This is a genomic window from Pseudomonas sp. HPB0071, assembly GCF_000478505.2.
GTDB classification, from domain to species: Bacteria; Pseudomonadota; Gammaproteobacteria; order Pseudomonadales; family Pseudomonadaceae; genus Chryseomonas; species Chryseomonas luteola.
This window is the reverse complement of sequence record NZ_KI517367.1, coordinates 913,389-938,733: the sequence shown is the minus strand read 5'-3', so window position 1 is coordinate 938,733 and position 25,345 is coordinate 913,389. Positions and strand designations below refer to the sequence as shown.

23 protein-coding genes and 2 pseudogenes are annotated in these 25,345 nt (G+C 56.7%); 6 read left to right on the top strand and 19 right to left on the bottom strand.

Annotated features, from left to right (window positions below; genetic code table 11):
• Positions 1-86: 86 nt before the first annotated feature.
• Together HMPREF1487_RS04715 and HMPREF1487_RS04710 are read right to left on the bottom strand one after the other, a co-directional pair.
• On the bottom strand, positions 87-449 hold the full coding sequence (locus HMPREF1487_RS04715) for a COG4315 family predicted lipoprotein (protein WP_010795454.1): 363 nt from the start codon (positions 447-449) through the stop codon (positions 87-89).
• Between the two features lie 135 nt (positions 450-584).
• Complete coding sequence (locus HMPREF1487_RS04710) at positions 585-809, bottom strand: hypothetical protein (protein WP_010795453.1); 225 nt, start codon at positions 807-809, stop codon at positions 585-587.
• A gap of 251 nt (positions 810-1,060) precedes the next feature.
• Here HMPREF1487_RS04710 and HMPREF1487_RS04705 point away from each other — a divergent pair, with 251 nt between their 5' ends.
• On the top strand, positions 1,061-1,861 hold the full coding sequence (locus HMPREF1487_RS04705) for a glycosyltransferase family 9 protein (protein ID WP_010795452.1): 801 nt from the start codon (positions 1,061-1,063) through the stop codon (positions 1,859-1,861).
• A 31-nt stretch (positions 1,862-1,892) separates the two neighbouring features.
• Here HMPREF1487_RS04705 and yedF read toward each other — a convergent pair whose 3' ends face one another.
• Positions 1,893-2,165, bottom strand: coding sequence for a sulfurtransferase-like selenium metabolism protein YedF (gene yedF / locus HMPREF1487_RS04700; protein WP_010795451.1), 273 nt, complete (start codon positions 2,163-2,165; stop codon positions 1,893-1,895).
• Positions 2,110-3,356 (bottom strand): annotated as a pseudogene (gene yedE / locus HMPREF1487_RS04695) (selenium metabolism membrane protein YedE/FdhT). The gene yedF and the pseudogene yedE overlap by 56 nt, the downstream one beginning before the upstream one ends.
• A gap of 235 nt (positions 3,357-3,591) precedes the next feature.
• Here yedE and HMPREF1487_RS04690 point away from each other — a divergent pair.
• The 4 genes and pseudogenes from HMPREF1487_RS04690 (at position 3,592) to HMPREF1487_RS28305 (ending at position 7,282) form a co-directional block, all read left to right on the top strand.
• Positions 3,592-4,602, top strand: a complete 1,011-nt coding sequence (locus tag HMPREF1487_RS04690) for an AI-2E family transporter (RefSeq protein ID WP_010795448.1) — start codon at positions 3,592-3,594, stop codon at positions 4,600-4,602.
• A gap of 115 nt (positions 4,603-4,717) precedes the next feature.
• Complete coding sequence (locus HMPREF1487_RS04685) at positions 4,718-4,984, top strand: DksA/TraR family C4-type zinc finger protein (RefSeq protein ID WP_010795447.1); 267 nt, start codon at positions 4,718-4,720, stop codon at positions 4,982-4,984.
• A 354-nt stretch (positions 4,985-5,338) separates the two neighbouring features.
• A pseudogene (locus HMPREF1487_RS28310) lies at positions 5,339-6,427 on the top strand (cache domain-containing protein); the annotation flags it as partial.
• Positions 6,428-6,544: 117 nt separating this feature from the next.
• Entirely contained in the window at positions 6,545-7,282 is a 738-nt protein-coding gene (locus tag HMPREF1487_RS28305; protein WP_371106370.1) for a methyl-accepting chemotaxis protein, read from the top strand.
• A gap of 58 nt (positions 7,283-7,340) precedes the next feature.
• On the opposite strand, the gene HMPREF1487_RS04675 is transcribed toward HMPREF1487_RS28305, so the two are convergent.
• Positions 7,341-7,940 carry an NUDIX domain-containing protein gene (locus HMPREF1487_RS04675; RefSeq protein WP_010795445.1) on the bottom strand — a complete coding sequence of 200 codons (600 nt, stop codon included), beginning with the start codon at positions 7,938-7,940 and terminating at the stop codon, positions 7,341-7,343.
• 235 nt (positions 7,941-8,175) lie between these two features.
• Between HMPREF1487_RS04675 and HMPREF1487_RS04670 the strand changes: the two genes are divergently transcribed.
• Positions 8,176-8,985, top strand: a complete 810-nt coding sequence (locus tag HMPREF1487_RS04670) for a DsbA family protein (RefSeq protein ID WP_010795444.1) — start codon at positions 8,176-8,178, stop codon at positions 8,983-8,985.
• A 71-nt stretch (positions 8,986-9,056) separates the two neighbouring features.
• On the opposite strand, the gene ureC is transcribed toward HMPREF1487_RS04670, so the two are convergent.
• The 14 genes from ureC to purH form a co-directional block, all read right to left on the bottom strand.
• Positions 9,057-10,757, bottom strand: a complete 1,701-nt coding sequence (ureC, locus tag HMPREF1487_RS04665; protein ID WP_010795443.1) for an urease subunit alpha — start codon at positions 10,755-10,757, stop codon at positions 9,057-9,059.
• Positions 10,758-10,942: 185 nt separating this feature from the next.
• Positions 10,943-11,248: an urease subunit beta gene (locus tag HMPREF1487_RS04660; RefSeq protein WP_010795442.1), complete on the bottom strand. Its 306-nt coding sequence runs from the start codon at positions 11,246-11,248 to the stop codon at positions 10,943-10,945.
• On the bottom strand, positions 11,245-11,781 hold the full coding sequence (locus HMPREF1487_RS04655; RefSeq protein WP_010795441.1) for a GNAT family N-acetyltransferase: 537 nt from the start codon (positions 11,779-11,781) through the stop codon (positions 11,245-11,247). Before HMPREF1487_RS04655 ends, HMPREF1487_RS04660 begins: the two co-directional genes overlap by 4 nt.
• Complete coding sequence (locus tag HMPREF1487_RS04650) at positions 11,774-12,286, bottom strand: GNAT family N-acetyltransferase (protein WP_010795440.1); 513 nt, start codon at positions 12,284-12,286, stop codon at positions 11,774-11,776. The genes HMPREF1487_RS04655 and HMPREF1487_RS04650 overlap by 8 nt, the downstream gene beginning before the upstream one ends.
• A 7-nt stretch (positions 12,287-12,293) precedes the next feature.
• On the bottom strand, positions 12,294-12,596 hold the full coding sequence (locus HMPREF1487_RS04645) for an urease subunit gamma (RefSeq protein WP_010795439.1): 303 nt from the start codon (positions 12,594-12,596) through the stop codon (positions 12,294-12,296).
• Positions 12,596-13,435: an urease accessory protein UreD gene (locus tag HMPREF1487_RS04640; RefSeq protein WP_010795438.1), complete on the bottom strand. Its 840-nt coding sequence runs from the start codon at positions 13,433-13,435 to the stop codon at positions 12,596-12,598. Before HMPREF1487_RS04640 ends, HMPREF1487_RS04645 begins: the two co-directional genes overlap by 1 nt.
• Before the next feature lie 91 nt (positions 13,436-13,526).
• Positions 13,527-14,225, bottom strand: a complete 699-nt coding sequence (urtE, locus tag HMPREF1487_RS04635; protein ID WP_010795437.1) for an urea ABC transporter ATP-binding subunit UrtE — start codon at positions 14,223-14,225, stop codon at positions 13,527-13,529.
• A 100-nt stretch (positions 14,226-14,325) separates the two neighbouring features.
• Positions 14,326-15,159, bottom strand: a complete 834-nt coding sequence (urtD, locus tag HMPREF1487_RS04630; RefSeq protein WP_010795436.1) for an urea ABC transporter ATP-binding protein UrtD — start codon at positions 15,157-15,159, stop codon at positions 14,326-14,328.
• A complete protein-coding gene (urtC, locus tag HMPREF1487_RS04625; protein WP_010795435.1) occupies positions 15,156-16,235 on the bottom strand; it encodes an urea ABC transporter permease subunit UrtC in 1,080 nt (359 codons plus the stop codon). The genes urtD and urtC overlap by 4 nt, the downstream gene beginning before the upstream one ends.
• A complete protein-coding gene (gene urtB, locus HMPREF1487_RS04620; protein WP_010795434.1) occupies positions 16,232-17,806 on the bottom strand; it encodes an urea ABC transporter permease subunit UrtB in 1,575 nt (524 codons plus the stop codon). Before urtB ends, urtC begins: the two co-directional genes overlap by 4 nt.
• A 108-nt stretch (positions 17,807-17,914) precedes the next feature.
• Complete coding sequence (gene urtA / locus HMPREF1487_RS04615) at positions 17,915-19,189, bottom strand: urea ABC transporter substrate-binding protein (RefSeq protein ID WP_010795433.1); 1,275 nt, start codon at positions 19,187-19,189, stop codon at positions 17,915-17,917.
• Positions 19,190-19,480: 291 nt separating this feature from the next.
• Positions 19,481-22,234, bottom strand: coding sequence for a hybrid sensor histidine kinase/response regulator (locus HMPREF1487_RS04610; protein WP_010795432.1), 2,754 nt, complete (start codon positions 22,232-22,234; stop codon positions 19,481-19,483).
• Between the two features lie 93 nt (positions 22,235-22,327).
• The gene (purD, locus tag HMPREF1487_RS04605; RefSeq protein WP_010795431.1) at positions 22,328-23,611 is read right to left on the bottom strand and encodes a phosphoribosylamine--glycine ligase; all 1,284 of its coding nucleotides are present in this window, start codon (positions 23,609-23,611) and stop codon (positions 22,328-22,330) included.
• 123 nt (positions 23,612-23,734) lie between these two features.
• Complete coding sequence (purH, locus tag HMPREF1487_RS04600) at positions 23,735-25,342, bottom strand: bifunctional phosphoribosylaminoimidazolecarboxamide formyltransferase/IMP cyclohydrolase (protein ID WP_010795430.1); 1,608 nt, start codon at positions 25,340-25,342, stop codon at positions 23,735-23,737.
• Positions 25,343-25,345 lie beyond the last annotated feature (3 nt).

The window sequence follows — 25,345 nt, the reverse complement described above, 5'->3', positions numbered from 1 at the left end:
GTGCTGGGTATTGATGAGCATGCCAGTGCATCTTGGCAGCGGTGTGTCAGAAGGGAAACCGGCGCGGTAGCCGGTTTCCTGAGCCGTTATGGTTTGGCTATATGCCAGACACCACCCTTGCCATCGCCAGTCTTGTCACCAGCCTTTTTGTCCTGGACGAAGGTATACAGCGGCTTGCCCTTGTAGGTCCACTGCATGGCGCCATCTTCGCGCTCGATCACGGTCCAGGCATCCGAAGGCTTGCTGCCAGCCTCTACCTTGAGCGGCGGCCAGTTTTCCGCGCATTTGCCATTGCAACTGGAAACACCTTCAGTGTCCTTGTCGTAGGTATATAGCGTTCTGCCCTGGTCATCGACCAGAACACCTTCTTTTTCCATCGCCGGGGAGGCTGCCAGCGCAGCGCTGGAGGCCAGAAGGGCAGTTACAGCAAGCAGGGCTTTGACAGTCATGGTGGTCTCCATGAGTAAACAACTTGTTATAAGCAGTTTCCTTGTCACCTACACACGGACCGGCGGTGCCGGGTAGTGTTCCTTACAGGTTCGGCTCCAGGGATTTTTTGACATGCCTTGTATAATGCTTCTCATCTATAACGTGGCAACCAGTTTGCCAATGGCGTCCAGTGCCAGCGCAAGCAGGGCGGCAATCCCGACAGAGCCTATAACCAGAGCCTTACCCCACCATACGCCCCATTTCACAAGGCCGGCCACAATGCCAACAGCGCAAAGCAGCAGCCCGAGCTGAAGATAGTAGGTCGTCCAGGCCAGGGTCTGAATGAACAGCAGCCATAGCTCGTTGAGTTCCTGGTACATCAAGCGCTCCGGTATCCGATCAGCCCACACTATCGCACGTCTGGCTGAAAAGCCGTGTGCCCCTGTGGTTACTCTGTGACGATGCTGTCGACAGCATCGCTCAGGACCGATGGAAATACCCGCTTACACCCTTGAAAGGTGTCTGCTTAACGAAACGCTTACGAATGCAGTTTGGTTAAGCAAATCTTAAGGATGAGCCTGCTAGTCTCCTGGCACATTTTGGGTTCGGCATTACATTCGGGAGAAATCGAATGGGATGGGGTGACGAGCTGATGGCTGCGGGTCAGGCCCGCGTGCATTATGAAAAGACACGGCAGAAAGTGGTGTTCGTGGATTGTGAGGGGCAGCCGCGCTGGTCGGAGATCTGGGAGAATAATCCCTATATTCTCAAACAGCCGGAGCCAGGGTGCGTCACGATATGCAACGCACCCAAGAGCCGTCCGTATATCTACCGCAAGAACAAGAAGGTCTGCGAGTGGCAGGTCTTTGAGCTGGTGCCTGGCGAGATATTTTTCTCTGCCCAGGAACTGGCGTTCGGTCGACAACATGCCCAGGGCGCGATTGTCATTGAGCCCCATACCAAGGTGACCGATTCCAACAAGGCCTGGCTCTGGGAGCGTTGGGAACAGCTGGCTCGGTGCGGCTTCGACTTCGTGCAGTTGGGGCCGGAGGGAACCCGGCTGCTTCCAGGGGTACGCCATGTCGTGACGGCCAGCTTTCGCGAAGCGGCGGCCGTACTGGCTCACGCCCGGGGTTTTGTTGGGGCTGAAGGCGGAATGCACCATGCTGCTGCAGCGGTTTCAACGCCAGCCGTTGTGCTGTTTTCAGAGTTTATTTCGCCACGAGTCACGGGTTACCTGGGCCATATCAATCTGTATCAAGGCAAGACTCCGTTGGGTAATGGCGCACGGCTGCCCTGCAAGAAGTGCCGGGCGTCCATGCAGGCGATCACTGTCGATCAGGTGGTGTCGGCATTGAATGAATTGATGTCAGGCGGCTCAGCCATAAGGCCCGGTGTTGCCATGGCGCACCGAGTGGCTGCCGAGGCGTAAGTCGAATGGGGCCTCCAGAGAGGCCTCCTGACTACACGGTAACGCTGGCTGCCGTCTGGCCTGCCTTTTCCGCAGGGACTTCGATCAGGAAGCGGAACAGCGAGCCATGCTGCTCGACGCTACGGCACAGATAGCCATAGCGTTGGGTATCCTCTGGAATGCCATGTACCGACTGCGCACAGTCGGTAATGACTTCGAGCAATTGACCAACCTGCATCGTTTCCAGGGTTTCCAGTGTAGCGATGGCGTTATAAGGGCAGTGTTCGCCCCTCAGGTCGAGAGACAGATCCGGTTGTGTGCTCATGGACTCTCCTGGAGGTGCCGAAACGGCGAGCGTTGAGTTGAACCAATAGCAGGGCGATGCCCAGGCCGATAAAGGTTAGTAGCAAACCATAGCCAGGGCCGACGGCTTTCAGTAAGTCGATCTTGGGATAGGGAAGCGCCAGTGCATTACCCAGCTCGTCCCAATACACTGCCACCAGCGTACCGCCAATCACATTGCCCAGGCCCACTACCCAGAAGTGCACCTGTCCTTCCACGGCGCGATACATCCAGCCGGTCTGCAGCCACCGGCCAATACGATGCCGATACCAAAGAGCAGGCCGCCAATGATGGCGTTCGGGCCCATCCAGAAAATCTTGGGCGCAACGCCCAACTGAATCGCACCAAAAGTGCCAATGGACGCAACCGCCATGCCCAGCAGAATCCCTTGGGCAGCTCGAGTGCGGCCGGTCGTCCAGATGTCACGGGCAGCGCTGGTAAAGCAGATCTGGGCCCGCTCGATCAGGGTGCCGAACAAGAGTCCGAATACGCAGGCGATACCCAATACAAAGGAGGCCTCGAATCGCCAGGCGGCCAGCAGTGCCGCGGCACACAGTACGGCGATGCCCAGGCGGGATTGTGTTCTGGCCCAGCGTGCAAGCGCATCCGGGGAAGGCATGGGCGAGCGGGTTTTGCCAATCTTGAGTGGCGCTCTCAGAAAGGGCAGCAGACTGAGCTTTACCCCTATCCAGGCTCCTGCGACAGTCGCCAGCATGAAAGCCCAGGCATGCAGGGAAAACATAGGAATGCCGGTAAAAAAGGCGGCCAGGTTACATCCCATAGCCAGGCGAGCACCGAAGCCTGCAACGATCCCACCAATCAATCCCTGCAGCAGGCGCCTACGACTGGTAGGCCAGCGCCAGCCCACATTGCCTGCGAACAACGCCATGCTCAAGGCACCGAGAAACATGCCGGCGATCATGACGCCATCGATCCGGTCCAGCGGGGTGCCCTGCAAACCGATGAGCTTGAAATAGCTCCATTCCTCAGGATGGAGGCCGAACCAGGACAGTACATGTCCTCCCCAACGGGTAAATTCTCCGGTGACGGCCCAGAACGTATGGGTGAGCGTGAAGTAATACGCCGAAAGGACACCCAAGGCGGCCAGTGTCGGAAGAGGAGCCCAGAAGCGGACAAGGTACGTTTGACGAAAATGAGCGAGACCGGCGAACACGTGGCAAAGCCTCTGAAAGGGAAACGCGTAGTATAGAGCAACCCTTCATTTTGTAGTGGCTTTAGGCGTTATGCCGTCGAATTTTGAAAGACCCGGACATGAACGGTATTTCCCGCGCGGGCCCTTAACAGGGCACAATAGAGGTTGCGCAAGAGCCGTAGTCACCTCTGTTTTACGATAATGATTGATGGAATGGATTGCCTCCTTGAGGCTGCCTTATAACGCATAGGACATCATGCCCGTATTTACGCCTCGTCAGATTCTTCTGGTTAGCTGGTTCGTTATTCTGGCCAGCCTCATGTTGGTTTTTCCGCTTGGATTGGTCCCCAGTCTATTTGCCGGTCTGCTGGTCTTTGAACTGGCCAATATGCTGGAGCCTCGCCTGCAGGGGCTTATTTCCGGTGATCGTGCCCGTATCGTAGCGGTAGCCCTGCTGGTGACCCTGGTTGTCTGTGTACTGGCCGTGTTCTTTGCGGGCGCGATCAGTTTTGTACTGCATGAAGTCCGTAATCCGGGCAGTCTGATCGATAAATTCATGGCGCTCACCGAGCGTGCCCGTGGGCAACTTCCCATGGCGCTCGATAAATACCTGCCCGCCAGCGCCGAGGATTTTCGGCATTCGGTCAATGAGTGGCTCGGTGCTCACCTGGGTGAGCTGCAGACCATTGGCAAGGATGCAATACACACATTTGTCACCCTCGTAATTGGCCTGATCCTGGGCGCTGCCGTTGCCTTGCAGCGCAAGCGCAGCAGAGCCCAGGAGCGTCCGCTGTCCACCGCGCTGCTGGACCGTGTGGCGCTGCTGTCTGAGGCATTTCGCAACGTGGTATTTGCCCAGGTAAAGATCTCCTTTATCAATACCATTCTGACAGCCGTCTTTCTTGCGGGTGTGTTGCCGCTCTGTGGCATCCACTTGCCCCTGATCAAGACAATGATCGTAGCGACCTTCATTCTGGGGCTGCTGCCCGTGATCGGGAATTTGCTCTCTAATACCTTGATTCTGATCGTAGGGCTGTCGGTTTCGCTATGGGTGGCAGTATCCGTAGGGTGCTATCTGGTCGCTATTCACAAGCTTGAGTATTTCCTCAATGCGCGCATTGTCGGAGGGCAAATCAAGGCCCGCTCCTGGGAATTACTGTTAGCCATGCTGGTTTTTGAATCGGCTTTCGGCCTACCAGGACTTGTGGCTGCGCCTATTTATTACGCCTATCTCAAAAGTGAGCTGACACGAGCAGATCTGGTGTAAATGAGTCATAGGATGTCATTGGTCGGCTACGGCAAATGACATTGCGCTGGCCTCTTGTTATAGGTGCAGATGTACCCATATCAACAGGATGTCTCACAGCTAATGGGAGAGTCCTATGGCCAGTGGTTGGGCAAACGACGGGGCGGTTCAAGAGCAGATCGACAGCACCATTGAAGATGCTATCCAGCGCGCTCGAAGCCAGATGGCGCGTGGTAAAAGCCTGACGCACTGCGAAGAGTGCGACGCCGTCATTCCTGAGGCTCGCCGTCAGGCGGTAAAGGGGGTGCGCTTGTGCATCAACTGCCAGGCAACCTACGACAAGGAGCAGGCCCGGTTCAGCGGCTATAACCGACGTGGCAGTAAGGATAGTCAGCTACGCTAAAGAGCAGTAGGGAGCAAGGTAATAGAGCCACCTTGCTGCTCATTAAAGCCTTATAAATACAGGGCTTGCCAACGCACGCTAGCATCTTTCTGAGGAATCATGACGTTGCCTTTTTAAAAGGCAACGCCTTATTGTCCGGTTTTTATTGTTGCCGTCAGTCACCCACTCTCCAAAAACCATTCTCTCCCCATAAAGTTCTTCTTCTGTTCGTCGATACGCGTTGCACTACTTATTCGTTTACTCAAAGAACGTCTAGACGCTAGCTGTGCCCTTGCATTTAGGGTTACCGCTTAACCATCTCCAGATCTCTTTGCAGCATCTCTTCTAGTCGCGGAATTCGAGGCACGTTACGTTATGCGTCTTTGGCGAAACAGTATCCAGTGGCAGCTTATCTTGAGCATGGGCGCCGCCTTGGTCATTAGCAGTTTGGTTGTAATTGGTATCTATGCCTATGCCTTGAATCGGTTAACCGATCGTTATCTGCTTCAAGAGGCTATGCCGACCAGTGTCAAAGCGATTCGAAATGATCTTGAGCGAGTACTGACCGTCCCGCTGACCACGGCCAGTAATATGGCCAACAATACATTGATTGCCGACTGGTTGAGTGCTGGCGAAGCTGTCGAGCAACAGCCTCAGTTCGTACATTATTTATCGAATCTCCAACAGCATTACAACGCGCTCGTGTCCTTTATCATCTCCAAGGATTCCGGCCATTATTTTACGAACAAAGGCCTGGATATCACGCTCAAACCTGGCGAAGCGAACAGTAAGTGGTTTTATGACTTTCTGGCGAGCGGACAACAGCGTTTGATCGTGATCGACATTGATAACAATACTCATATGCCCACCTTATTTATTGATGAGCGTATCGAGCGCGACGGCCGCCTGTTGGGTGTAGTAGGGCTGGGCTTCAGCCTGACAGCATTGTCAGACATGATTCGTGACTTCCGTTTTGGCCAGCAGGGTCAGGTTTATTTAGTCAGTCCAGACGGCAAGGTGAAAATCCATCCCCAGGCCGAACTCAATGACAAGAAGATGCTTGAGCAGTTAGTAGGAACTGGGCCCGCCCAGCAACTGATTGCCAAGGCAAAAGGCGCTGACAGTCAGGCTGTGATGTTTGAGCGGGATGGCCAGGAATACGTAGCGGTAGCTGAGCCAGTCGAGTCGCTTGGATGGACGCTGGTTAGCGAGGTGCCGCTTTCGGAGGTTTATGGTCCTGCCCAAAAAGCTTTGTTTGTCATTTCTGGTATTAGTCTGGCCGTTGTTCTGGCGTTTCTGGGACTGGTTGTCTGGATGGCGCGCAGTATTGTTCGACCGATTCGCCAGGTAACAACCGCACTGATCGATATTGGTAGCGGTGATGGTGACCTAACGCGTCGGCTTGATGAAAGCCGTGCGAATGAACTAGGTGATCTAGCGCGTGGCTTTAACCGATTTGTTGAAAGTTTGCGCGAGCTGATCGGTAATGCCCTGCATACCAGCGAGCAGCTTCGGCAGAATGTGGTCCAGGTTGCCCAGGTAGTGGACAGCACATCGACGCGAGCGACCCAGCAGCAGCATATGACCGACATGGTGGCTACCGCTGTGCATGAAATGGGGCTGACCGTGCAAGAGATCGCACGCAATGCCGGCGCTGCAGCTGAGGTCTCTTGCAGCACTCAGGAAGAGGCGGTATCCGCTAAGCAGGTGGTTGGGCAATCTATCCAGTATGTCCAAGGGATGTCGGCCGATATTGAGGAGGCGGCAAGCGCTGTAGGTGCCCTGGCTCAACAGGTCGATACCATTGATGAGGTTTTGCTGGTAATTCGTAGTATTTCCGACCAGACGAATTTGCTGGCGCTCAATGCAGCCATTGAGGCAGCACGTGCAGGGGAAATGGGGCGTGGATTTGCCGTGGTGGCTGATGAGGTTCGTACCCTAGCTGGCCGTACCCAAAGCGCGACCTCTGAAATTCAGCGCATGATTGGTGAACTCAAAGGGCGTGCTGACGAGGCCGTTGCTTCCATACGTGCCGGACAGTCGGCTACTGAAACGGGCGTAGAGGCCAGCAGACAAACAGGCCGGTCATTAGATGCCATTGCTGCGCATGTCGAAGAGCTTACGGATAGAAACCATCAGGTGGCGACCGCTACTGAAGAGCAAAGCTCAGTAACGGAAGAGATCAACCGAAACGTTCAGGGTATCGCTGATCTTGCTCAAACAACGGTCAAGGATGTGAATGCCTGTCGTGCGGATTGTCAGGAACTGTCTCTTATGGCCGATCACTTGGCCACGCAAATGGCACGGTTCCGCCTGTAAGGAACCGCGTTCGGGCGAGTGGGCTTAGTAAGCTTACTCGCCCGAAAAATGGCTGACATTACGCTACAGGTTTATCGAGTACGTGTAACGCTGCGTGATAGAGCAGGGTGATGGTCTTCATGTCTTTTATCTGCCCCTGCCTGACCAAACCTAGCGCTTCATCGAAAGGCATTTCTAATACCTCGATGTCCTCACCTTCTCCTTCCAGACCACCACCGTCTTCCTTGCGGTTACTTGACTCGTATTCAGCCGTGAAAAAAGAGAGCTTTTCCGTCACGGAACCGGGGGTTGAATAGGCTTCAAACAGTGGCGTGACATTCTGGATGTCATAGCCGGTCTCTTCACGAATCTCTTCCTTAATACGTTTCTCAGGAGACGCCTTATCAAGCTTGCCGGCTGGTGTTTCGAGCAACATGCCGTCCGCTACGCCATTGACGAAGGCAGGAAAGCGAAATTGCCGGGTGAGCACAACGGTCCGCTGCGACCGGTTATAGAGGAGCACGGTAGTGCTGTCGCCTGCATCGTAGGTCTCTCGGGTCAGCTGTTGCCATTGGCCGTTACGGCGGCGGTAGTCAAAGGTGTTTGTCTTGAGTACGGAGAAGCCTTCGGAGAGCACTTCGCTCTTCACTATCCGGATGAAGTCAGCTTGATCAGTCATTTACATTTACCTCGCTAAAACCATTCGGACTCTCATTCATGGCAAACGTCAGTTGAAGGCGACCAGCTGTCCCAAGGCATTCTGCTGGATTGCCTTCAGGTGTGCCGAAAGCCTCAGGTTTGTGCCTGTTCCATTCAACCTGTTTTTGTAAAGGCCTCGGCATGCGGTACGATCATGAGCTTTCCGCCCACCGGCGGAGTGCTATTTCCCCTCGTTCATAGCCAAGGAACCACAGATGCAGAATTTCAAAGGTCGGACGCTGCGTGCCAAATCAGCTCTTGCAGCATTGGTTCTGGCCTGCGCTCCCTTTGCCCATGCCGATAGCAGTGTTGGCGGTTTCAATGCCAGCCAGCAGGATGCGATTGGCAAGATCGCCGCGGATTATCTGATTAAGCACCCTGAGGTGCTGGTTCAGGTCAGTCAGGCGTTGCAGCAGAAACAACAGGAAGAGCAGATCAGTCAGCTGACCGTGGGTGCTGTAGCTTCCGCCGATGCCTTGCTCAACGATGCCAAGACGCCTGCCGTAGGGCCGAAGGATGCCAAGGTGGCGATCGTCGAGTTTTTCGATTACCAGTGCATCTATTGCTATCACATGTCCGAAACGGTCGAAGGGCTGATCAAGGCGAACCCCAATGTTCGCTTCATCTTCAAGGAATTTCCAGTCTTTGGTGCTCGCTGGCCTGCGTCCATCCTGGCGGCGGAAGCCGGTCAGTATGTGTATGCGAAGAAGGGTGGTGAGGCTTACCTGAAATACCATAACGGTCTGTTTGCAACCGGCAAGAACGAGGGCAAGCTGACCGAGCAGGACGTAGAGAAAGCCTTGAAAGCCGTTGATCTGAAGCTGGCCGATGTCAAGGCTGACGCGAAGACGCTAGAGTCCCAGATCCAGGCCAACATGGACCTGGGCAGCAAGATGCAGATCCAGGGTACGCCTACGTTCGTAGTCATGCCGACCAAGGGCGCAACCGCAGACAACGTGACCGTTATTCCCGGCGCGACCGATACGGAAAACCTGCAGAAGGCCATCGACGCCGCCAGCAAGTAATTCCGTTTATCCAAGGCAGCGTTACCGCTCAGAAGCGGTAACGCTGCCTTGGGGCTTCCGCAAGACCCTGATCAAAACAGGAAATACCGCTGTGCCATGGGCAATACCTCTGCCGGCTCGCACCACAACAACTGTCCATCTGCTTTCACCTGATAGTTCTGCGGATCGACTTCGATAGTGGGTAAATAGCCGTTATGGATCAGGTCGGTTTTCTTCACCGTACGGCAGCCCTTTACGACGCCAATCTGCTTCTTGAGGCCTAACTGGGCAGGCACACCTGCGTCAAAGGCCGCCTGACTGATAAAGGTCAGGCTCGTGGCATGACGCGAACCGGCGTAGCTTGCGAACATAGGTCGATAGTGAACCGGTTGTGGAGTAGGGATGGATGCGTTGGCGTCGCCCATGAGGCTCGCCGCAATGGCACCGCCTTTTAGGATCAATGAGGGTTTCACGCCAAAGAAGGCCGGGCGCCACAAGACCAGATCTGCCCATTTACCCACTTCAATAGAGCCCACCTCATGGCTGACTCCGTGGGTAATGGCCGGGTTGATAGTGTATTTGGCGATATAGCGCTTTGCGCGAAAGTTGTCATGGCCGGGGCCGTCCTCGGGCAAAGGGCCGCGTTGCTTCTTCATTTTGTCTGCCGTCTGCCAGGTACGGGTTATGACCTCGCCTACTCGGCCCATGGCCTGGCTGTCAGAGCTGATCATTGAAAACGCGCCCAGGTCATGGAGGATATCCTCGGCAGCAATGGTCTCGCGGCGGATACGGCTCTCGGCGAAGGCTACGTCTTCAGCGATGCTTGGGTCGAGATGATGGCAGACCATAAGCATGTCCAGGTGCTCATCAATGGTGTTCCTGGTAAACGGCCGGGTTGGATTGGTGGAACTGGGCAACACATTGGGGAAACCGCAGGCCTTGATGATATCCGGCGCGTGTCCACCCCCTGCACCTTCGGTGTGATAAGTGTGAATGGTGCGGTCTTTGAATGCGCCCAGGGTCGTCTCGACGAAGCCAGACTCATTCAGCGTATCGGTATGGATTGCAACCTGGATATCGTACTGGTCAGCCACTGCAAGGCAGTTGTCGATAGCTGCTGGTGTCGTGCCCCAGTCCTCATGCAGCTTAAGGCCAATAGCGCCAGCCTTGATCTGCTCTATTAGCGGTTCGGCAACACTTACGTTGCCTTTGCCGGTAAAACCGATATTCATGGGGAAGGCATCTGCCGCCTGCAGCATGCGCGCCATATGCCAAGGGCCGGGCGTTACGGTAGTCGCATTAGTGCCTGTCGCTGGGCCTGTGCCTCCGCCGATCATGGTAGTCACACCACTCATGAGGGCCTCTTCGATCTGCTGCGGACAGATGAAGTGAATGTGACTATCGATGCCGCCTGCTGTGAGGATCATGCCTTCCCCAGCGATGACCTCTGTTGCGCCACCAATAGCAATCGTTACTCCCGGCTGGATGTCCGGGTTGCCTGCCTTGCCGATGGCTGCAATACGGCCATTCTTGAGGCCGACGTCCGCCTTCACAATTCCCCAGTGGTCAAGAATCAGCGCATTGGTGATCACCGTGTCGACCACGTCGGCTGCGCAACGCTGACTCTGGCCCATGCCGTCGCGGATGACCTTGCCGCCTCCGAACTTGACCTCTTCACCGTAAACGGTGTGATCGTGCTCGACCTCAATCCACAGGTCCGTATCCGCCAGACGCACCTTGTCGCCCGTAGTGGGACCGAACATGTCGGCATAGGCTTGGCGTGAAATCTTCATATCACTCATCCTGATCGTGTAGGGAGGGGTGGCGCAGCGCCGGTCCCGTTCTGTGTTTCGGGTGTGGGTTGGTAAGGGGTATTACTGCCTTCAGGCGGCGCGCCTTGACCATCCTGGCAATGGGATGGAAGGTGCGAAGCAATACCCATCATCAAGACTGATGTTCATTGCATCGGAGCTGCGCGTTATAAATGGCCCATCACACGGCCAGCAAAGCCATACACGATACGGTCGCCTGCCAGCTCCACCAGCTCTATATCGCGTGACTGGCCCGGCTCGAAGCGTACCGCCGTACCTGCCGGAATGTTCAGGCGCATGCCACGGGCCTGCTCACGGTCAAAGGCGAGGGCATCGTTGGTTTCGAAGAAGTGATAGTGAGAGCCGACCTGGACAGGGCGATCCCCCGTGTTGGCTACCGTCAGGCTCAAGGTTCGACGACCGGCATTGAGTTCTATATCGCCGTCTTTGATCTGGTATTCGCCAGGGATCATGAGAGGCTCCTGAGCTGCTTGTAGTAAAGGGCGGTCGGGTGATAGGTGCCGTCGGGGTTCGCGGCATAGTCCGGGATTTCCCCGACACGCTGATATCCCAGGTATTGATAGAGCTGTTCGGCGCCTGAACCCGCCAGCGTATCGAGGTAAAGCAAGGTGCGCCCCATGTCCGATGCAGCGCTTTCCAGCGTGATCATCAGCCGATGTGCAATGCCGTGCCGCCGAGCGCCACGTAGCACCATCAACTTTTGTACTTCGGCGCGTTTGAGGCCATTGCGTTTGGTCGCTGGCGCCAGCTGTACGCTACCGGCCACCGTCCGATCGGCTAATAGCGCAACCCAGAGATGAAGGCTGCCATCCGCTATACCCTGTTGAGCGCTATCCAGATACGCGTCAACTTCGGCATCGCTCAGATCAGCCAGAAACCCGATCGAGGCGCCGCCTGCAACACAGTCACGCAAAAGGTCGCCTAAGCCCTGCCTGTAATGTTGAAATGCTTCTGCACCGACGCGTTCAAGGGTGATGTCAACCATGATGGGACTCCAGCTTGAGTTGCATAAACGTAAGATCCAGCCACCGATCGAACTTGCGGCCGACTTCCGGCATCTGGCCGGTTGTTACGAAACCCAGTCGCTCATGCAGGCGGATCGACGCGGTATTGCCGCTCTCTATAGCCGCCACCATCATGTGTAGATTGGCGTTGCGGGCATATTCGATCAGGGCCTTCATCAGCATGGGGCCGATGCCCTGACCCCGTTGATCGCTGCGAACGTATACCGAATGCTCGACGGTATGACGGAAACCCTCAATGGTTCGCCAGGTGCCATAACTGGCATAGCCGACTACCTCACCGGCAGCATCACGGGCAACCAGTACGGGAAACCCCTGAGCCGTACGGTCTGCCAGCCAGGTACGGCGGTTGGCTAGATCGACCAGGGTCTCGTTCCAGATCGCCGTGGTGTTTTCCACGGCGTCGTTGTAGATGGCCAGAATGCCAGGCAGATCGGATTCGTGGGCAGGAGCGATAGAGCACGTCATAACAGCCTCAGGCAATCGGTTGGTGTACGGTTACAAGCTTGGTCCCGTCAGGAAAGGTAGCTTCCACCTGGATGTCTGGAATCATTTCCGGAACCCCTTCCATGACCTGTTCGCGGGTAAGCAGCGTGGTGCCGTAGTGCATCAGCTCGGCTACCGTCTGGCCGTCCCGGGCGCCTTCGAGCAGGGCGGCCGATATGAAAGCCATGGCCTCGGGATAATTGAGCTTGAGGCCTCTGGCCAGACGCCGTTCAGCCACAAGACCGGCAGTGAAAATCAATAGCTTGTCTTTTTCGCGAGGTGTCAAATCCATCAGGTGCTCCAGATGCGGGGAGGGGCGGCGCGGCGGCCCAGCAGGGCAGGGCGTAACAGCGTCCAGAGTTCGATCAGCCAGGCACGTGCCGCCAACGCCTCATGGGCAAGACAACGAGCTACCAGCAGGCCAGGGAGTTGTGAGAGATCGCCACGGCCCTGGCACGGCAGGGCGCGGCAGGCCTGTAGCAGGGATTCGTCAATATCGCCTGTCACGATCAGCGTGGCGAAGACAGGGTATCCAGCGAGTCCAATAGGCGACTCCAGTAAACGGTCGCCTCCGGCAATGTGCTGACGCTCATGCCATAGCCGATGGCCGTCGCGGTAGATGTCCAGATGAGACTGGAAGTGTCCTGTAGCAAAGCGCTCTTGGCTGGCGGGGCGACCCAGGGCAACCATGTCCCAGTAAAAAAGGCGGGCGTCACCTTCAAGATTGATACGGGTAGCCAGCTCGGCCTGCGCACCCGAGAAGACAATGGTTTCCTGAGGTAGCCATTCCAGCGTGGCGCCGGGCTCGACGGCGAGTGTGAGACACTGATGAGCTGGGCCTGTCGCGCGATACCACTTGGCGGCACCCGGACTGGTCAGTTGCGCCCAGGCCTGCTCACCGACACGAGCACTGATTGCCAGGCGATCTCCGCCGGCAATACCGCCAGGTGGGTGAACAATGATGTGCTGGCACACCTCCGGCCCCTCCGCGTGCAAATGCTTCTGCACCCGCAGCGGACCGGCATGCCGCCGCATGACTGGACGAGTCCAGTCATCCTGGCGTGAATAGGCCAATTCCAGCTCGGCCTGCCAGGCAGGGGTAAATAGGGCGGATGTAATTGGTGCGTTCATCGGTTCTTATCTGTTTTGGTTTACCGTCAGCATCATTACGCTGAACTGACGGGATCATGGCATGCCGCGTGGGTGCTCTGGCAAGCGGTTTTCAAATGGCGACCAGACCGCTTACGCCGTCGGCCTCCATCTGTGTACCCTGGCCGCGCTGGATGATTTCCCCACGAGACATCACAAGATAGTGATCGGCCAATTCGGCGGCAAAATCATAGAATTGCTCCACCAGTAAAATGGCCATATCGCCTCTGGCCGCCAGCCGCTTGATGACCGTACCGATCTCCTTGATAACGGACGGCTGAATCCCTTCGGTGGGCTCATCAAGAATCAGCAGGCGCGGTTGGCTGGCCAGGGCGCGGCCAATGGCGAGCTGTTGCTGCTGACCACCAGAGAGGTCTCCCCCTCGACGATGCTTCATCTGCTTGAGAACAGGGAACAGCTCATAGATAAAATCAGGGACTTCCTTGGCTTGTCCGGCCGGGAAGCGAGACAGGCCCATCAGCAGATTTTCCTCTACGGTAAGCCTAGGGAAAATCTCACGACCCTGCGGTACATAGGCGACACCGGCATGAATCCGCTGGTGTGGCTTGAGCGAAGTAATCACATTGCCTTCCCAGGTCACGCTTCCCTGTTTCGAGGGTATAAGACCCATCAGGCACTTGAGCAGCGTCGTCTTGCCAACGCCGTTTCGGCCCAGTAGACACGTGATTTCGCCAATTCTTGCCTCAAAGGACAGACCGCGCAGGATGTGGCTACCACCGTAATACTGATGAAGTTCGTTAACCTGAAGCATCGTTGTTCCTTATGGACGCATGAGCGAGAGGGGAGATTACCTACTCATCAATTGCCAGCTGCACAGCATTGCTGGGCTTGATCCACGCTACGGGGCGCTTTCATCGACCTAGATAGACCTCGATGACCTGCTCATTGGCCTGTACTTCGACAAGCGAGCCCTCTGCCAGAACATGCCCTTGGTGCAGCACGGTGACATGATCAGCGATGGTGTCGACAAAGCCCATGTCATGCTCCACCACCATGAGCGAATGCTTGCGGGCCAGCGACTTGAACAGTTCCGCCGTAAACTCGGTTTCGGCATCTGTCATGCCGGCTACCGGTTCGTCCAGCAGGAGTAACTGGGGCTCCTGCGTCAGTAGCATGCCGATTTCCAGGAATTGTTTTTGTCCATGGGAGAGCAACCCGGCCGGTCGATGACGCGATTCGCTCAGGCGGATCGTGGTCAGGATGTCCTCGAGTCGCTCCTTCTGCTCACCACTAAGCGTTGCTCGCAAGCTGGCCCAGACAGACTTGTCGGCCTTTTGTGCCAACTCCAGGTTTTCATACACGGTAAGCGCTTCGAATACCGTAGGCTTCTGAAACTTCCGACCGATGCCTGCCTGAGCGATTTGCACCTCGCTCATCTGTGTCAGGTCCAGGGTTTCGCCAAAGTAGGCCTTGCCAGTATCGGGGCGGGTCTTGCCGGTGATGACGTCCATCAGGGTCGTCTTGCCGGCACCATTGGGCCCGATAATGCAGCGCAGCTCACCGACGCCGATGTAAAGCGTCAGGTCATTTAGCGCCTTGAATCCATCGAAGCTGACACTGATATCCTCTAGCGTAAGAATCGTGCCGTGGCGGGTATCGAGACCGCCTGTAACACGGTGGTCCAGCCCGCTCGATTCGCTGCCTAGGGAGGCATCGAGCAGCTCAGGTACAGGAGCGGCTTTCATAGGTCTTTATCCTTACGGATCAGTCCGATCACGCCCTTGGGAAGATAGAGGGTCACTACGATGAACAGCAGGCCCAGAAAGAACTGCCAGTACTCGGGAAAGGCAACGGTGAACCAGCTCTTGGCGCCATTGACGATGCCCGCACCAATGATCGGGCCAATCAGCGTGCCGCGGCCGCCCAGTGCCACCCAGATGGCAGCCTCGATGGAGTTGGTCGGAGCCATTTCGCTCGGGTTGATGATGCCCACCTGAGGTACGTACAGCGCACCCGCCAGACCACAAAGCACAGCCGACAGCGTCCAGACGAACAGTTTGAAGCCGCGTGGGTCGTAGCCGCAGAACATGACGCGGTTCTCCGCATCGCGGATGGCGGTAAGAATGCGGCCGAATTTACTGCGTGCGAGTTGCCAGCCCAGGAGCAGACTGCCTACAAGCAGGGCGACTGTCAGCAGGAAAAGCATGGCACGCATGCCCGGTGAGGCGATCGGGAAGCCGAGCAGGGTAGTGAAGCCGGTGAACCCATTGTTGCCGCCAAAACCGGTCTCGTTACGAAAGAACAGCAGCATGCCGGCAAAGGTCAACGCCTGGGTCATGATCGAAAAGTACACACCCTTGATGCGTGAGCGAAAGGCAAAAAAACCAAACACAAAGGCAAGCACACCAGGTGCAAGTACGACCAGGCATAGCGCCCACAGAAAGTGCTGCGTACCCGCCCAGAACCAGGGGATTTCCGTCCAGGACAGAAACGACATGAAGGCCGGGACGCCTTCTCCGGCAGACTGGCGTACCAGATACATGCCCATCGCGTAGCCACCCAGGGCGAAGAACAGACCGTGGCCGAGCGACAGCAGTCCGGCGTATCCCCAGACCAGGTCCAGAGCAAGCGCCACGATGGCATAGCAGAGAATCTTGCCTACCAGTGTCAGGGTATAAGCCGACACCTGTAATGGGTTGTCGGCCGGTAGCAAGGAGAGAAGCGGCAAGGCAAGCAGGCCAACCAGGGCTAATCCGCCAAGGGCCAGGGTCCAGCGCGGGCCGGCTTTTTGCGCAAGCGTAATGGTCAGGGGCTGGTTCAATCGATAACCCTCCCTTTGAGAGCGAAGAGGCCTTGGGGGCGCTTCTGGATAAACAGGATGATCAGCGCGAGGATCAGGATCTTGCCCAGTACTGCGCCGATCTGTGGTTCGAGAATCTTGTTGGCAATGCCCAGGCCGAACGCAGCCATGACGCTCCCAGCCAGCTGGCCAACCCCGCCAAGCACCACGACCAGAAAGGAGTCGATAATGTAGCCCTGACCCAAGTCAGGTCCGACGTTGCCAACCTGCGATAGCGCCACGCCACCCAGGCCGGCAATACCCGAGCCCAGGCCAAATGCCAGCATGTCGATGCGCCCGGTCGGCACGCCGCAGCAGGCTGCCATGTTGCGGTTCTGCGTCACGGCGCGGATATTCAAGCCTAGCCGGGTCATATTGAGCAGACTCCAGGTGAGAACCAGAACCGCAATTACAAAACCAATGATGATCAGCCGGTTATATGGCAGCAGCAGATTCGGCAAGGCCTGGATACCGCCCGAGAGCCATGCCGGATTTGCCACTTCCACGTTTTGGGCCCCGAACACGACGCGCACCAGCTGGATCAGCATTAGGCTGATGCCCCAGGTAGCCAACAGGGTTTCAAGCGGGCGGCCGTACAGATGGCGGATCACGGTACGTTCCAGTGCCATGCCAATGACCGCTGTGATAAGAAATGCCACAGGCAGAGCCAGCAGTGGATAAAAAGCGAGCCAATCGGGCGCCAGACGCTGGAACAGCAGTTGAACCACGTACGTGGAGTAGGCGCCCAGCATCAGCATCTCGCCATGGGCCATATTGATCACACCCAGCAGGCCGTACGTGATGGCAAGGCCCAAGGCTGCCAATAGCAGAATCGAGCCCAGGGAAAGGCCGGTAAAGGCCTGTCCAAGCAGATCACCGATCAGCAGGCGACGTTCCACCTGTTTCAGACTGGTTGCTACGGCCTTGCGTACATTGGCGTCGGTCTCGTTGGCGGGATTGGTCAGCGCCTGCAGGCGCGTGCGTGCCTGGGGCTCGCCTGTATCGCCCAGCAGGCGCACCGCAGCCAAACGCACGGCAGGATCAGGATCGGTCAACTGTAGGTTGGCCAGGGCAAGGCTCAACGCCTGTTTGACGTCTTCATCTGCCTCGATATGCAGGCGCTGTTCGAGCAGCGTACGCTGTTCTGGCTTGGCTTCCTGCCGTAATGCCTGTGCGGCGTGCAGACGTGCCGAAGCATCGTTGGACAGGAGCTGGTGGCTCGCCAGGGCATTGCTGATCAAGACCCGGAGCCGGTTGTTCAAGCGGAAGCTTTTCGGCGTGCCGACAGGCGCTACTGTAGAGTCACCTTCTGCGGCATGCAGTGTATTGCCGTCCTTGTAGAACACGTGCTTTTCATCGTCGATAACTACGGTGTTGTCCTGCAGGGCTTGTAGAAAAGGTAAGCGGTCAGGGCTGGGCTCAGCCGACCAGGCTTGTAGTAGCTTGATCTGTTCGGCGCTGCTGGCGGCGGCGAAATCACTGGCCGGGCCGGCGCAGGCCAAGCCGGCAGCGCTCAGCAGCAAGGCAGTCAATAAAAAGGAAACCAGGCGCATGTTTTCTCTCGTGTGTGCAGGGGCTGCACCCTCGGGCGCTTCGTGGCGAAGCAGACACTGGCAAGCGAAAGGCTCCCCAATGCCCGCGACGCGTTATCAACTCATGCGTTAAAACGTACCCTTGACTGGATGCTCCGGCTTCTTGTCATTGCCGGTGATATAAGGGCTCCAGGGCTGTGCGCGGATGGGACCTTCAGTCTGCCAGACCACACTGAACTGACCGTCATCCTGGATCTCGCCGATCATGACCGGCTTATGGAGGTGATGATTGGTCTTGTCCATGGTCAGGGTATAACCCGAAGGCGCCTGGAAGCGTTGATCCGCCAGCGCATCACGCACCTTGTCCACATCGGTCGATTTGGCCTTCTCGACGGCCTGCGCCCACATGTGGATACCGACGTAGGTCGCTTCCATCGGGTCATTGGTGACAGCTGTAGCGGCGTTGGGAAGGTTATGGGCCTTGGCATAGGCCTTCCAGTCGGATACGAATTTCTCGTTGACCGGATTTTCGACGGACTGGAAGTAGTTCCAGGCTGCCAGATGACCGACCAGTGGCGCCGTATCAATACCACGCAGCTCTTCCTCACCCACCGAGAAAGCCACTACCGGTACGTCTGTTGCCTTCAACCCCTGGTTGGCCAGTTCCTTGTAAAAGGGCACGTTGGAATCGCCGTTGATGGTCGAGACCACAGCGGTCTTGCCGCCGGCAGAGAATTTTTTGATATTGGCAACGATGGTCTGATAATCACTATGACCAAAGGGGGTATAGACCTCTTCGATATTTTTGTCGTCTACGCCCTTGCTATGCAGGAAGGCGCGGAGGATCTTGTTCGTGGTACGAGGATAGACGTAATCGGTGCCCAGCAGGAAAAAGCGCTTGGCGGCACCACCATCCTCGCTCATCAGGTATTCCACTGCCGGAATGGCCTGCTGATTGGGCGCTGCGCCGGTATAGAACACGTTGGGCGACATTTCCTCGCCCTCATACTGAACGGGGTAGAACAACATGCCGTTCAGCTCTTCAAAAACCGGTAATACGGATTTGCGAGAGACGGAGGTCCAGCAGCCAAATACCACGGCTACCTTGTCCTGAGTCAGTAGTTGGCGTGCTTTTTCTGCAAACAATGGCCAGTTGGAAGCAGGGTCAACCACCACCGGCTCAAGCTTTTTACCGTTTATGCCGCCCTTGGCATTGATTTCATCGATGGTCATTAGCGCCATGTCTTTGAGCGATGTTTCGGAGATCGCCATGGTGCCGGACAGGGAGTGCAGAATACCGACCTTAATGGTGTCGGCGGCGTGCGCAGCGCTGAAAGGGAAAAGTCCGCTGAACAGCAGGGCGCTAGCGGCCAACGTTGTCTTGAGTAGGGGACGGCGCTTCATGCATGGCTCCTGGATGATCGTGCTCGATTGTGGGTAAGCCTTTTCGGCTTTAATCGATGCATTTCACTATCCATGCCAAACTGCCACAGCCTTTGATTTGACTAAGCTTTCATACTCAAACGCTGGCGGCGTAGTAGACGTGGTGCCTTCTTTTGGTGCTCTGGGTAAATACGAAAAACCAGGCGGCCCTTTTTTGGGGCGCCTGGCTTGGGCCGTTATTTGAATAAATTATAAGCAGCCTATTGGACGAGTCAGGCAGCTACATGGTGAAGAAGTCACGTAGCTGCCACCTTACTTCTTTGTTTCGCCTCGCTCACGTTCGCCAGCCCAGAACTGCACAAGGTCACGCAATTGAGACAACTCCACAGGCTTGGCCATATGACCATCCATTCCGGCTTCCTGGGCGCGCTCCTTGTGTTCGGAAAGGATATGCGCCGTCAGCGCCACAATGGGTGTTCGTGGGCGGTTCTCGCGCGCCTCCCACGCACGCATGCGTTCGGTTGCCGTAAAGCCGTCCATTTCCGGCATCTCGCAGTCCATCAATACGAGGTCATACTGGGTCTGTTGCATGGCTGCCAGGGCTTCGAGGCCATTTGTGGCTGTATCCGGCTCGATGTTGATCTTTTTCAACATGCCGCGAATAACCTTGGTTGAGATGATGTTGTCCTCGGCAACCAGAACCTTGAGGTCGTTTGGCAGAGGCGCCGACTGGGTCTCTCGAGGCGTCTCGCCCAGCGGCTGGCTGCGTCGGGAGAGTTCATCGGCCAGTGTGGCCTTCAGCGTGTAGCCTGCTACAGGCTTGGTCAGGACACGCTTGATACCCGCGTTGCGTGCAATGATCTTGCTGGGCGCGTTAGTGATACCGGTCAGCATGATCAGTAGCAGATCATGGCTCAGGTTGGGATCTTCGTTGATCCGTGCGGCCAGTTGCATGCCGGTCATGCCTGGCATCTCCTGATCCAGCAGCACGACATCGAAATATTCTTGCAGGTTCGCCTTGGTACGCAGGAGTGCCAGGGCTTCCCGCCCGGAAGCCGCCAGGGTGACGTTCATGCCCCAGGCACTGCATTGCAGCTGGAGAACCTTGCGGCAGGTTTCGTTATCGTCGACCACCAGCAGGCGGACGCCATGCAGGGGCCGGTCGAGATCAGCGCCGGGATTATCCAGAAGGCCTTGTGGAACGGGAAGGGTAAGCCAGACGGTCGAGCCAGCTTCAGCGCCGCTTTCAATACCCAGCTCACCCTTCATCAGCATGATCAGACGTTGCGTGATGGCAAGACCTCGATGAGCACCCGACACACCAGCTGCCAGAAATTCCCGGCTGTCCAACGTGCTGGAAACTAGTCGGTTGCGGGCCTCAGGCTCCAGGGGCGTACCGCTGTCCTGAACGGCGATACGCAGGCGAGGGTTTGGCGTTCCTTGGCCTTCCAGAGCCACCACCAGCAGGATCTCGCCTATTTCAGTCCGCTGGAAGGCATTATCCAGCAGGCTTAGCAACACCTGGCGCAGACGCGTCGGGTCACCCGTCATCATGCGCGGCACCTGGGGCTGGATAAAGCTGATCAGTTCAACCTGTCGATGCTCGGCCTTGGCTCTGAAAATATCAAGACTATCCTCGATCAGCGCATTGAAGTCGAATTGGACATCTTCCAGTTCGATCTGGCCAGACTCGAGCCTTGATATATCCAGAATTTCATTGATCAGGCTAAGCAGCTCATTACCTGCGCTGTGAATGGTCTGGACATAATCCCGTTGCTTGGGTGACATAGCGGTGCCTAAAAGCAGCTCGGTCATGCCCAATACACCGTTCATAGGGGTGCGTATTTCGTGGCTCATGCGTGCCAGGAAGTCTGCCTTGCCCTTGATTTCAGCCGTGTTGGCGGCTTGGTCACGGCTCATCAGGAAGTGCTTTTCAAGCAGATAACGCTGGCGCTCGCCTACAGCCACCGTAAACAGAAAGCCGGTAATCACGCTGACCATAACCAGTGCGCGTCCCAGCCATTCTGGTGAGGACCAGTAACCCATCATGCGGGGCAGGGCCAAACCACCCGCAATGATGGCCAGCAGATAGGCCAGTGCCAGCCAGCGTGCGGGCTTGAAGCCCTGTTGCCAGTATTTGACACTGATGGCGAAAAGGGTGAAAACACTTAGGCCGATGAGGCTGTAAAGCACCTCGCCGATGTATACGTCCTTGGTCAGAATCAGGAACGCGGCCGCCAGTACAAGCGCGATGAACTCGACATAAAGCACCAGCTGCAGGCGTAATGGCAGCTGCTGGCCGTTAAAGAAGGCGCTGGTAAAATAGAGCGCACACGCCATCGTTGCCAGGGTAGAGAGATCCATCAGCAACGGCGTCAGGTAGAGCTTTTCGACCAGAATCATGCTGGCCAGGCCGAAGATGTTAAAGGCGGCCACCATCTGCAGGCCGAGCAGAATGGTTAGGGCAATACCGGTACTGCTGCGCCGGTAGAAGAGCTGCATCATGTTGAAGATCATGAGCATGCACAGGCAGCCCAGCAGCGTGCCGAACATCAGTAGCCGGAAGGCGATGGTGATCTCGGCATTGGGCGCAATCTTCAGAAAGGCACGAATCGGACTTCGGCTTTCCATGCGGACAAAAACGTCCAGCGGGCCGGCGGTACTCGGCAGGGTAAACAGAAAGTCGCGGCTGGGCTGCTCACGGTAGTTACCGGGGCGTGCGATGCCGGTTCGATTGAGGGACAGGGTCCTGCCATCACTCAAGGCATAAAAATCGATATACGCCACGTTTGGTGCAATGGCCCGTAGAACGCGTGAGGCATCCGAGGCGGGCAGGCGAGTATAGAGCCAGATTGCTCCTTCATCAGCCGGACGATGGGTTTCCTGGCCCGGGAGCGATCTGAACTCAGAAAGCCGCTCACGCACATCGCTCAGCTGCAGGCTACCCTCTGGATCATCCAGGCGTGACCATGCCGCCATTTCGTCGGCAGCCACAGGAAACGAGGCATACAGGAAAGCCAGCACAACGCTGGCAAGCAAACAGATGGCGGTCCTGAGCCGGCGCACGAAAATTCCCTTCGTAAGTTGAATTCAGAGTATAGCGAGCCGACCAGCAGGGATAAATGCTGCCGGACATCTTCATGACGTCCGGCAGTGGTATTAGCTGCGTTCGCGAGCTATCGCACGATAACCGATGTCGTTGCGGTAGAAGCAGCCGTTCCAGTTGATCTGTCTGGCTAGGGCATAGGCATTCTGCTGTGCCTGAGCCACGGAGTCACCTAGTGCCGTGGCGCACAGGACGCGGCCACCACTGGTCACGACCTGATCTTGGGCTAATGCTGTGCCAGCATGAAAGACCTTGCCGTCGGCAGTGACTGCCTGTTCCAGGCCGGAAATGACGTCTCCCTTGGCGTAATCTCCAGGGTAGCCACCTGCTGCCAGTACGACACCCAGGCTGGGTCGAGGATCCCACTGGGCATCAGCCGTATCCAGCTGCTCAGCCAGCGCTGCCTCGACCAGTGCTACCAGACTGGATTGCAGGCGCAGCATGATCGGCTGCGTTTCAGGATCGCCAAAGCGGCAGTTGAACTCGATGACCTTGGGAGCGCCGTTCTTGTCGATCATCAGGCCAGCGTACAGAAAACCGGTATAGACATGACCTTCAGCCGCCATACCCTGTACCGTGGGATAGATTACTTCATCCATGATGCGCTGATGGATATCAGTAGTGACCACCGGAGCGGGTGAGTACGCACCCATGCCGCCGGTATTCGGGCCGGTGTCTGCATCGCCTACACGCTTGTGATCCTGACTGGTCGCCATGGGCAGTACGTTATGGCCGTCGACCATGACGATAAAGCTGGCCTCTTCGCCCTCCAGGAACTCCTCGATAACAACACGAGCACCCGCATCGCCAAAGGCATTGCCTGACAGCATGTCACGTACGGCAGCCTCAGCTTCTTCAAGCGTCATGGCGACGATCACACCCTTGCCTGCAGCAAGGCCGTCGGCCTTGACTACGATAGGTGCGCCCTTTTCACGCAGGTAGGCAAGGGCAGGCTCAATTTCAGTAAAGTTCTGGTATGCCGCTGTAGGAATCTGGTGGCGGGCCAGGAAATCCTTGGTGAAGGCCTTGGATCCTTCCAGCTGGGCAGCGCCTGCCGTAGGGCCGAAGCACTTCAGGCCACGTGAGCGAAACAGGTCTACGACGCCTTTTACCAGAGGGGCTTCTGGTCCGACGATTGTCAGGGCAACGTTTTTCTCGGCAAAGTCCGCCAGTTGCTCCAGGGCCAGGACATCAATAGCGACGTTTTCACATTTATCTTCGATGGCCGTACCCGCATTACCCGGCGCAACGAATACCTTTTCAACGCGAGGATCCTGTGCCGCCTTCCAGGCCAGCGCGTGTTCTCGTCCGCCGCTGCCAATGATCAATACATTCATGTTCGCTCCTTCTAGGGCTCATGCCGGCCAGGGCATGAGCCCGCAGTGATGCAAGATGTCCAGAGCCTCTCGTCTGCGCAGTGGCAGATCAAGGCTCCGGACAATACGGCAAAGCCGGTTTGATTAGTGACGGAAATGACGCATGCCGGTAAAGACCATGGCCATGCCTGCTTCATCGGCAGCCGCAATGACTTCCGCGTCACGCATCGAGCCGCCGGGTTGAATCACGGCGGTAATGCCGGCCTTGGCAGCATTGTCGATGCCGTCACGGAAGGGGAAGAAGGCATCGGATGCCATGACGGCTCCTTGCACGGCCAGTCCGGCATGCTCGGCCTTGATGGCAGCGATGCGGGCAGAGTTGACGCGGCTCATCTGGCCAGCTCCTACGCCTACGGTCTGGCGATGCTTGGCATAAACGATGGCGTTGGACTTCACAAATTTGGCGACTTTCCAAGCGAACAGCAGGTCTTGGATTTCCTGCTCACTGGGCGCGCGCTGAGTAACGATTTTGAGATCGGCCTGAGTGATCATACCGATGTCGCGGCTCTGTACCAGCAGGCCACCGTTTACTCGCTTGAAGTCCCAGCCGCCCACGCGTTCGGTGCTCCATTCGCCGCATTCCAGCAGTCGAACATTGGCTTTGGCTGCGATGATCTCGCGAGCGGCAGCTGATACCTTGGGTGCAATGATGACTTCGACGAACTGGCGCTCGACAATCGCCTTGGCCGTTTCGCCATCCAGCTCGCGGTTGAAAGCGATGATGCCGCCAAAGGCAGACTCGCTATCAGTGGCATATGCCAGGTCATAGGCCTTGCGAATGCCGCCATCCTCTTCGGAGGCTACCGCAACGCCACAGGGATTGGCATGTTTGACGATAACACAGGCTGGAGCATCAAAGCTCTTTACGCACTCCAGGGCTGCATCGGTGTCAGCCACATTATTAAAGGAAAGCTCCTTGCCTTGAAGCTGGGTCGCCGTGGCGACACTCGCCTCCTGGGGCTTGCCTTCTACATAGAAAGCAGCGCTCTGATGCGGATTTTCGCCGTAGCGCATCTCTTGCGCCTTGATGAACTGGGTATTGAAGGTACGGGGAAAGCTGCCGCGGCCCTGGGTGGATAATACTTCAGCCGTCTGGTCAATCGTGCCCAGGTAATTGGCAATCATGCCGTCATAGGCTGATGTATGTTCGAACGCTTTGAGGGCCAGATCGAAACGCTGTGCATAGGTCATGCCGCCATGCTTGAGGCTTTCGATGATCTGAGCGTAATCGCCGGCATTGACGACGATAGCAACGTCCTTATGATTTTTCGCGGCTGAGCGAACCATGGTCGGACCGCCAATATCGATATTCTCGATGGCAGTCGGCAGGTCGCAGTCTGGCTTGGCTACAGTTGCCTCGAAGGGGTAGAGGTTAACGGCTACCAGATCAATCGGCTGGATGCCGCGCTGACCCATGACGCCATCATCCGTACCGCGGCGACCCAGAATGCCACCATGAATCTTGGGATGCAGCGTCTTGACGCGACCGTCCATCATTTCTGGAAAGCCGGTGTAATCCGCCACCTCCACTGCCGGGACATTATTGTCGCGCAGCAATTTATAGGTGCCGCCAGTCGAAAGAATCTCGACACCTAATGCTGCAAGCTCTCGGGCAAAATCAACGACGCCAGTCTTGTCGGAGACGCTGATCAGCGCACGGCGAACGGGAAGGCGGGCGGTTTGGTCTGTCATCAC

Excerpts from the sequence above, each read along its gene's own strand:
- HMPREF1487_RS04660 (WP_010795442.1), bottom strand. The coding sequence starts at position 11,248 with ATGATCCCTGGCGAATACCAGATCAAAGACGGCGATATAGAACTCAAT.
- urtB (WP_010795434.1), bottom strand. The coding sequence starts at position 17,806 with ATGCGCCTGGTTTCCTTTTTATTGACTGCCTTGCTGCTGAGCGCTGCC.
- purH (WP_010795430.1), bottom strand. The coding sequence starts at position 25,342 with ATGACAGACCAAACCGCCCGCCTTCCCGTTCGCCGTGCGCTGATCAGC.
- HMPREF1487_RS04685 (WP_010795447.1), top strand. The coding sequence starts at position 4,718 with ATGGCCAGTGGTTGGGCAAACGACGGGGCGGTTCAAGAGCAGATCGAC.
- urtE (WP_010795437.1), bottom strand. The coding sequence starts at position 14,225 with ATGCTTCAGGTTAACGAACTTCATCAGTATTACGGTGGTAGCCACATC.
- HMPREF1487_RS04715 (WP_010795454.1), bottom strand. The coding sequence starts at position 449 with ATGACTGTCAAAGCCCTGCTTGCTGTAACTGCCCTTCTGGCCTCCAGC.
- HMPREF1487_RS04655 (WP_010795441.1), bottom strand. The coding sequence starts at position 11,781 with ATGGTTGACATCACCCTTGAACGCGTCGGTGCAGAAGCATTTCAACAT.
- HMPREF1487_RS04675 (WP_010795445.1), bottom strand. The coding sequence starts at position 7,940 with ATGACTGATCAAGCTGACTTCATCCGGATAGTGAAGAGCGAAGTGCTC.
- HMPREF1487_RS04705 (WP_010795452.1), top strand. The coding sequence starts at position 1,061 with ATGGGATGGGGTGACGAGCTGATGGCTGCGGGTCAGGCCCGCGTGCAT.
- HMPREF1487_RS04645 (WP_010795439.1), bottom strand. The coding sequence starts at position 12,596 with ATGGATTTGACACCTCGCGAAAAAGACAAGCTATTGATTTTCACTGCC.
- HMPREF1487_RS04640 (WP_010795438.1), bottom strand. The coding sequence starts at position 13,435 with ATGAACGCACCAATTACATCCGCCCTATTTACCCCTGCCTGGCAGGCC.
- HMPREF1487_RS28305 (WP_371106370.1), top strand. The coding sequence starts at position 6,545 with ATGACCGACATGGTGGCTACCGCTGTGCATGAAATGGGGCTGACCGTG.
- purD (WP_010795431.1), bottom strand. The coding sequence starts at position 23,611 with ATGAATGTATTGATCATTGGCAGCGGCGGACGAGAACACGCGCTGGCC.
- HMPREF1487_RS04670 (WP_010795444.1), top strand. The coding sequence starts at position 8,176 with ATGCAGAATTTCAAAGGTCGGACGCTGCGTGCCAAATCAGCTCTTGCA.
- urtD (WP_010795436.1), bottom strand. The coding sequence starts at position 15,159 with ATGAAAGCCGCTCCTGTACCTGAGCTGCTCGATGCCTCCCTAGGCAGC.
- ureC (WP_010795443.1), bottom strand. The coding sequence starts at position 10,757 with ATGAAGATTTCACGCCAAGCCTATGCCGACATGTTCGGTCCCACTACG.
- urtA (WP_010795433.1), bottom strand. The coding sequence starts at position 19,189 with ATGAAGCGCCGTCCCCTACTCAAGACAACGTTGGCCGCTAGCGCCCTG.
- HMPREF1487_RS04710 (WP_010795453.1), bottom strand. The coding sequence starts at position 809 with ATGTACCAGGAACTCAACGAGCTATGGCTGCTGTTCATTCAGACCCTG.
- HMPREF1487_RS04650 (WP_010795440.1), bottom strand. The coding sequence starts at position 12,286 with ATGACGTGCTCTATCGCTCCTGCCCACGAATCCGATCTGCCTGGCATT.
- HMPREF1487_RS04690 (WP_010795448.1), top strand. The coding sequence starts at position 3,592 with ATGCCCGTATTTACGCCTCGTCAGATTCTTCTGGTTAGCTGGTTCGTT.
- yedF (WP_010795451.1), bottom strand. The coding sequence starts at position 2,165 with ATGAGCACACAACCGGATCTGTCTCTCGACCTGAGGGGCGAACACTGC.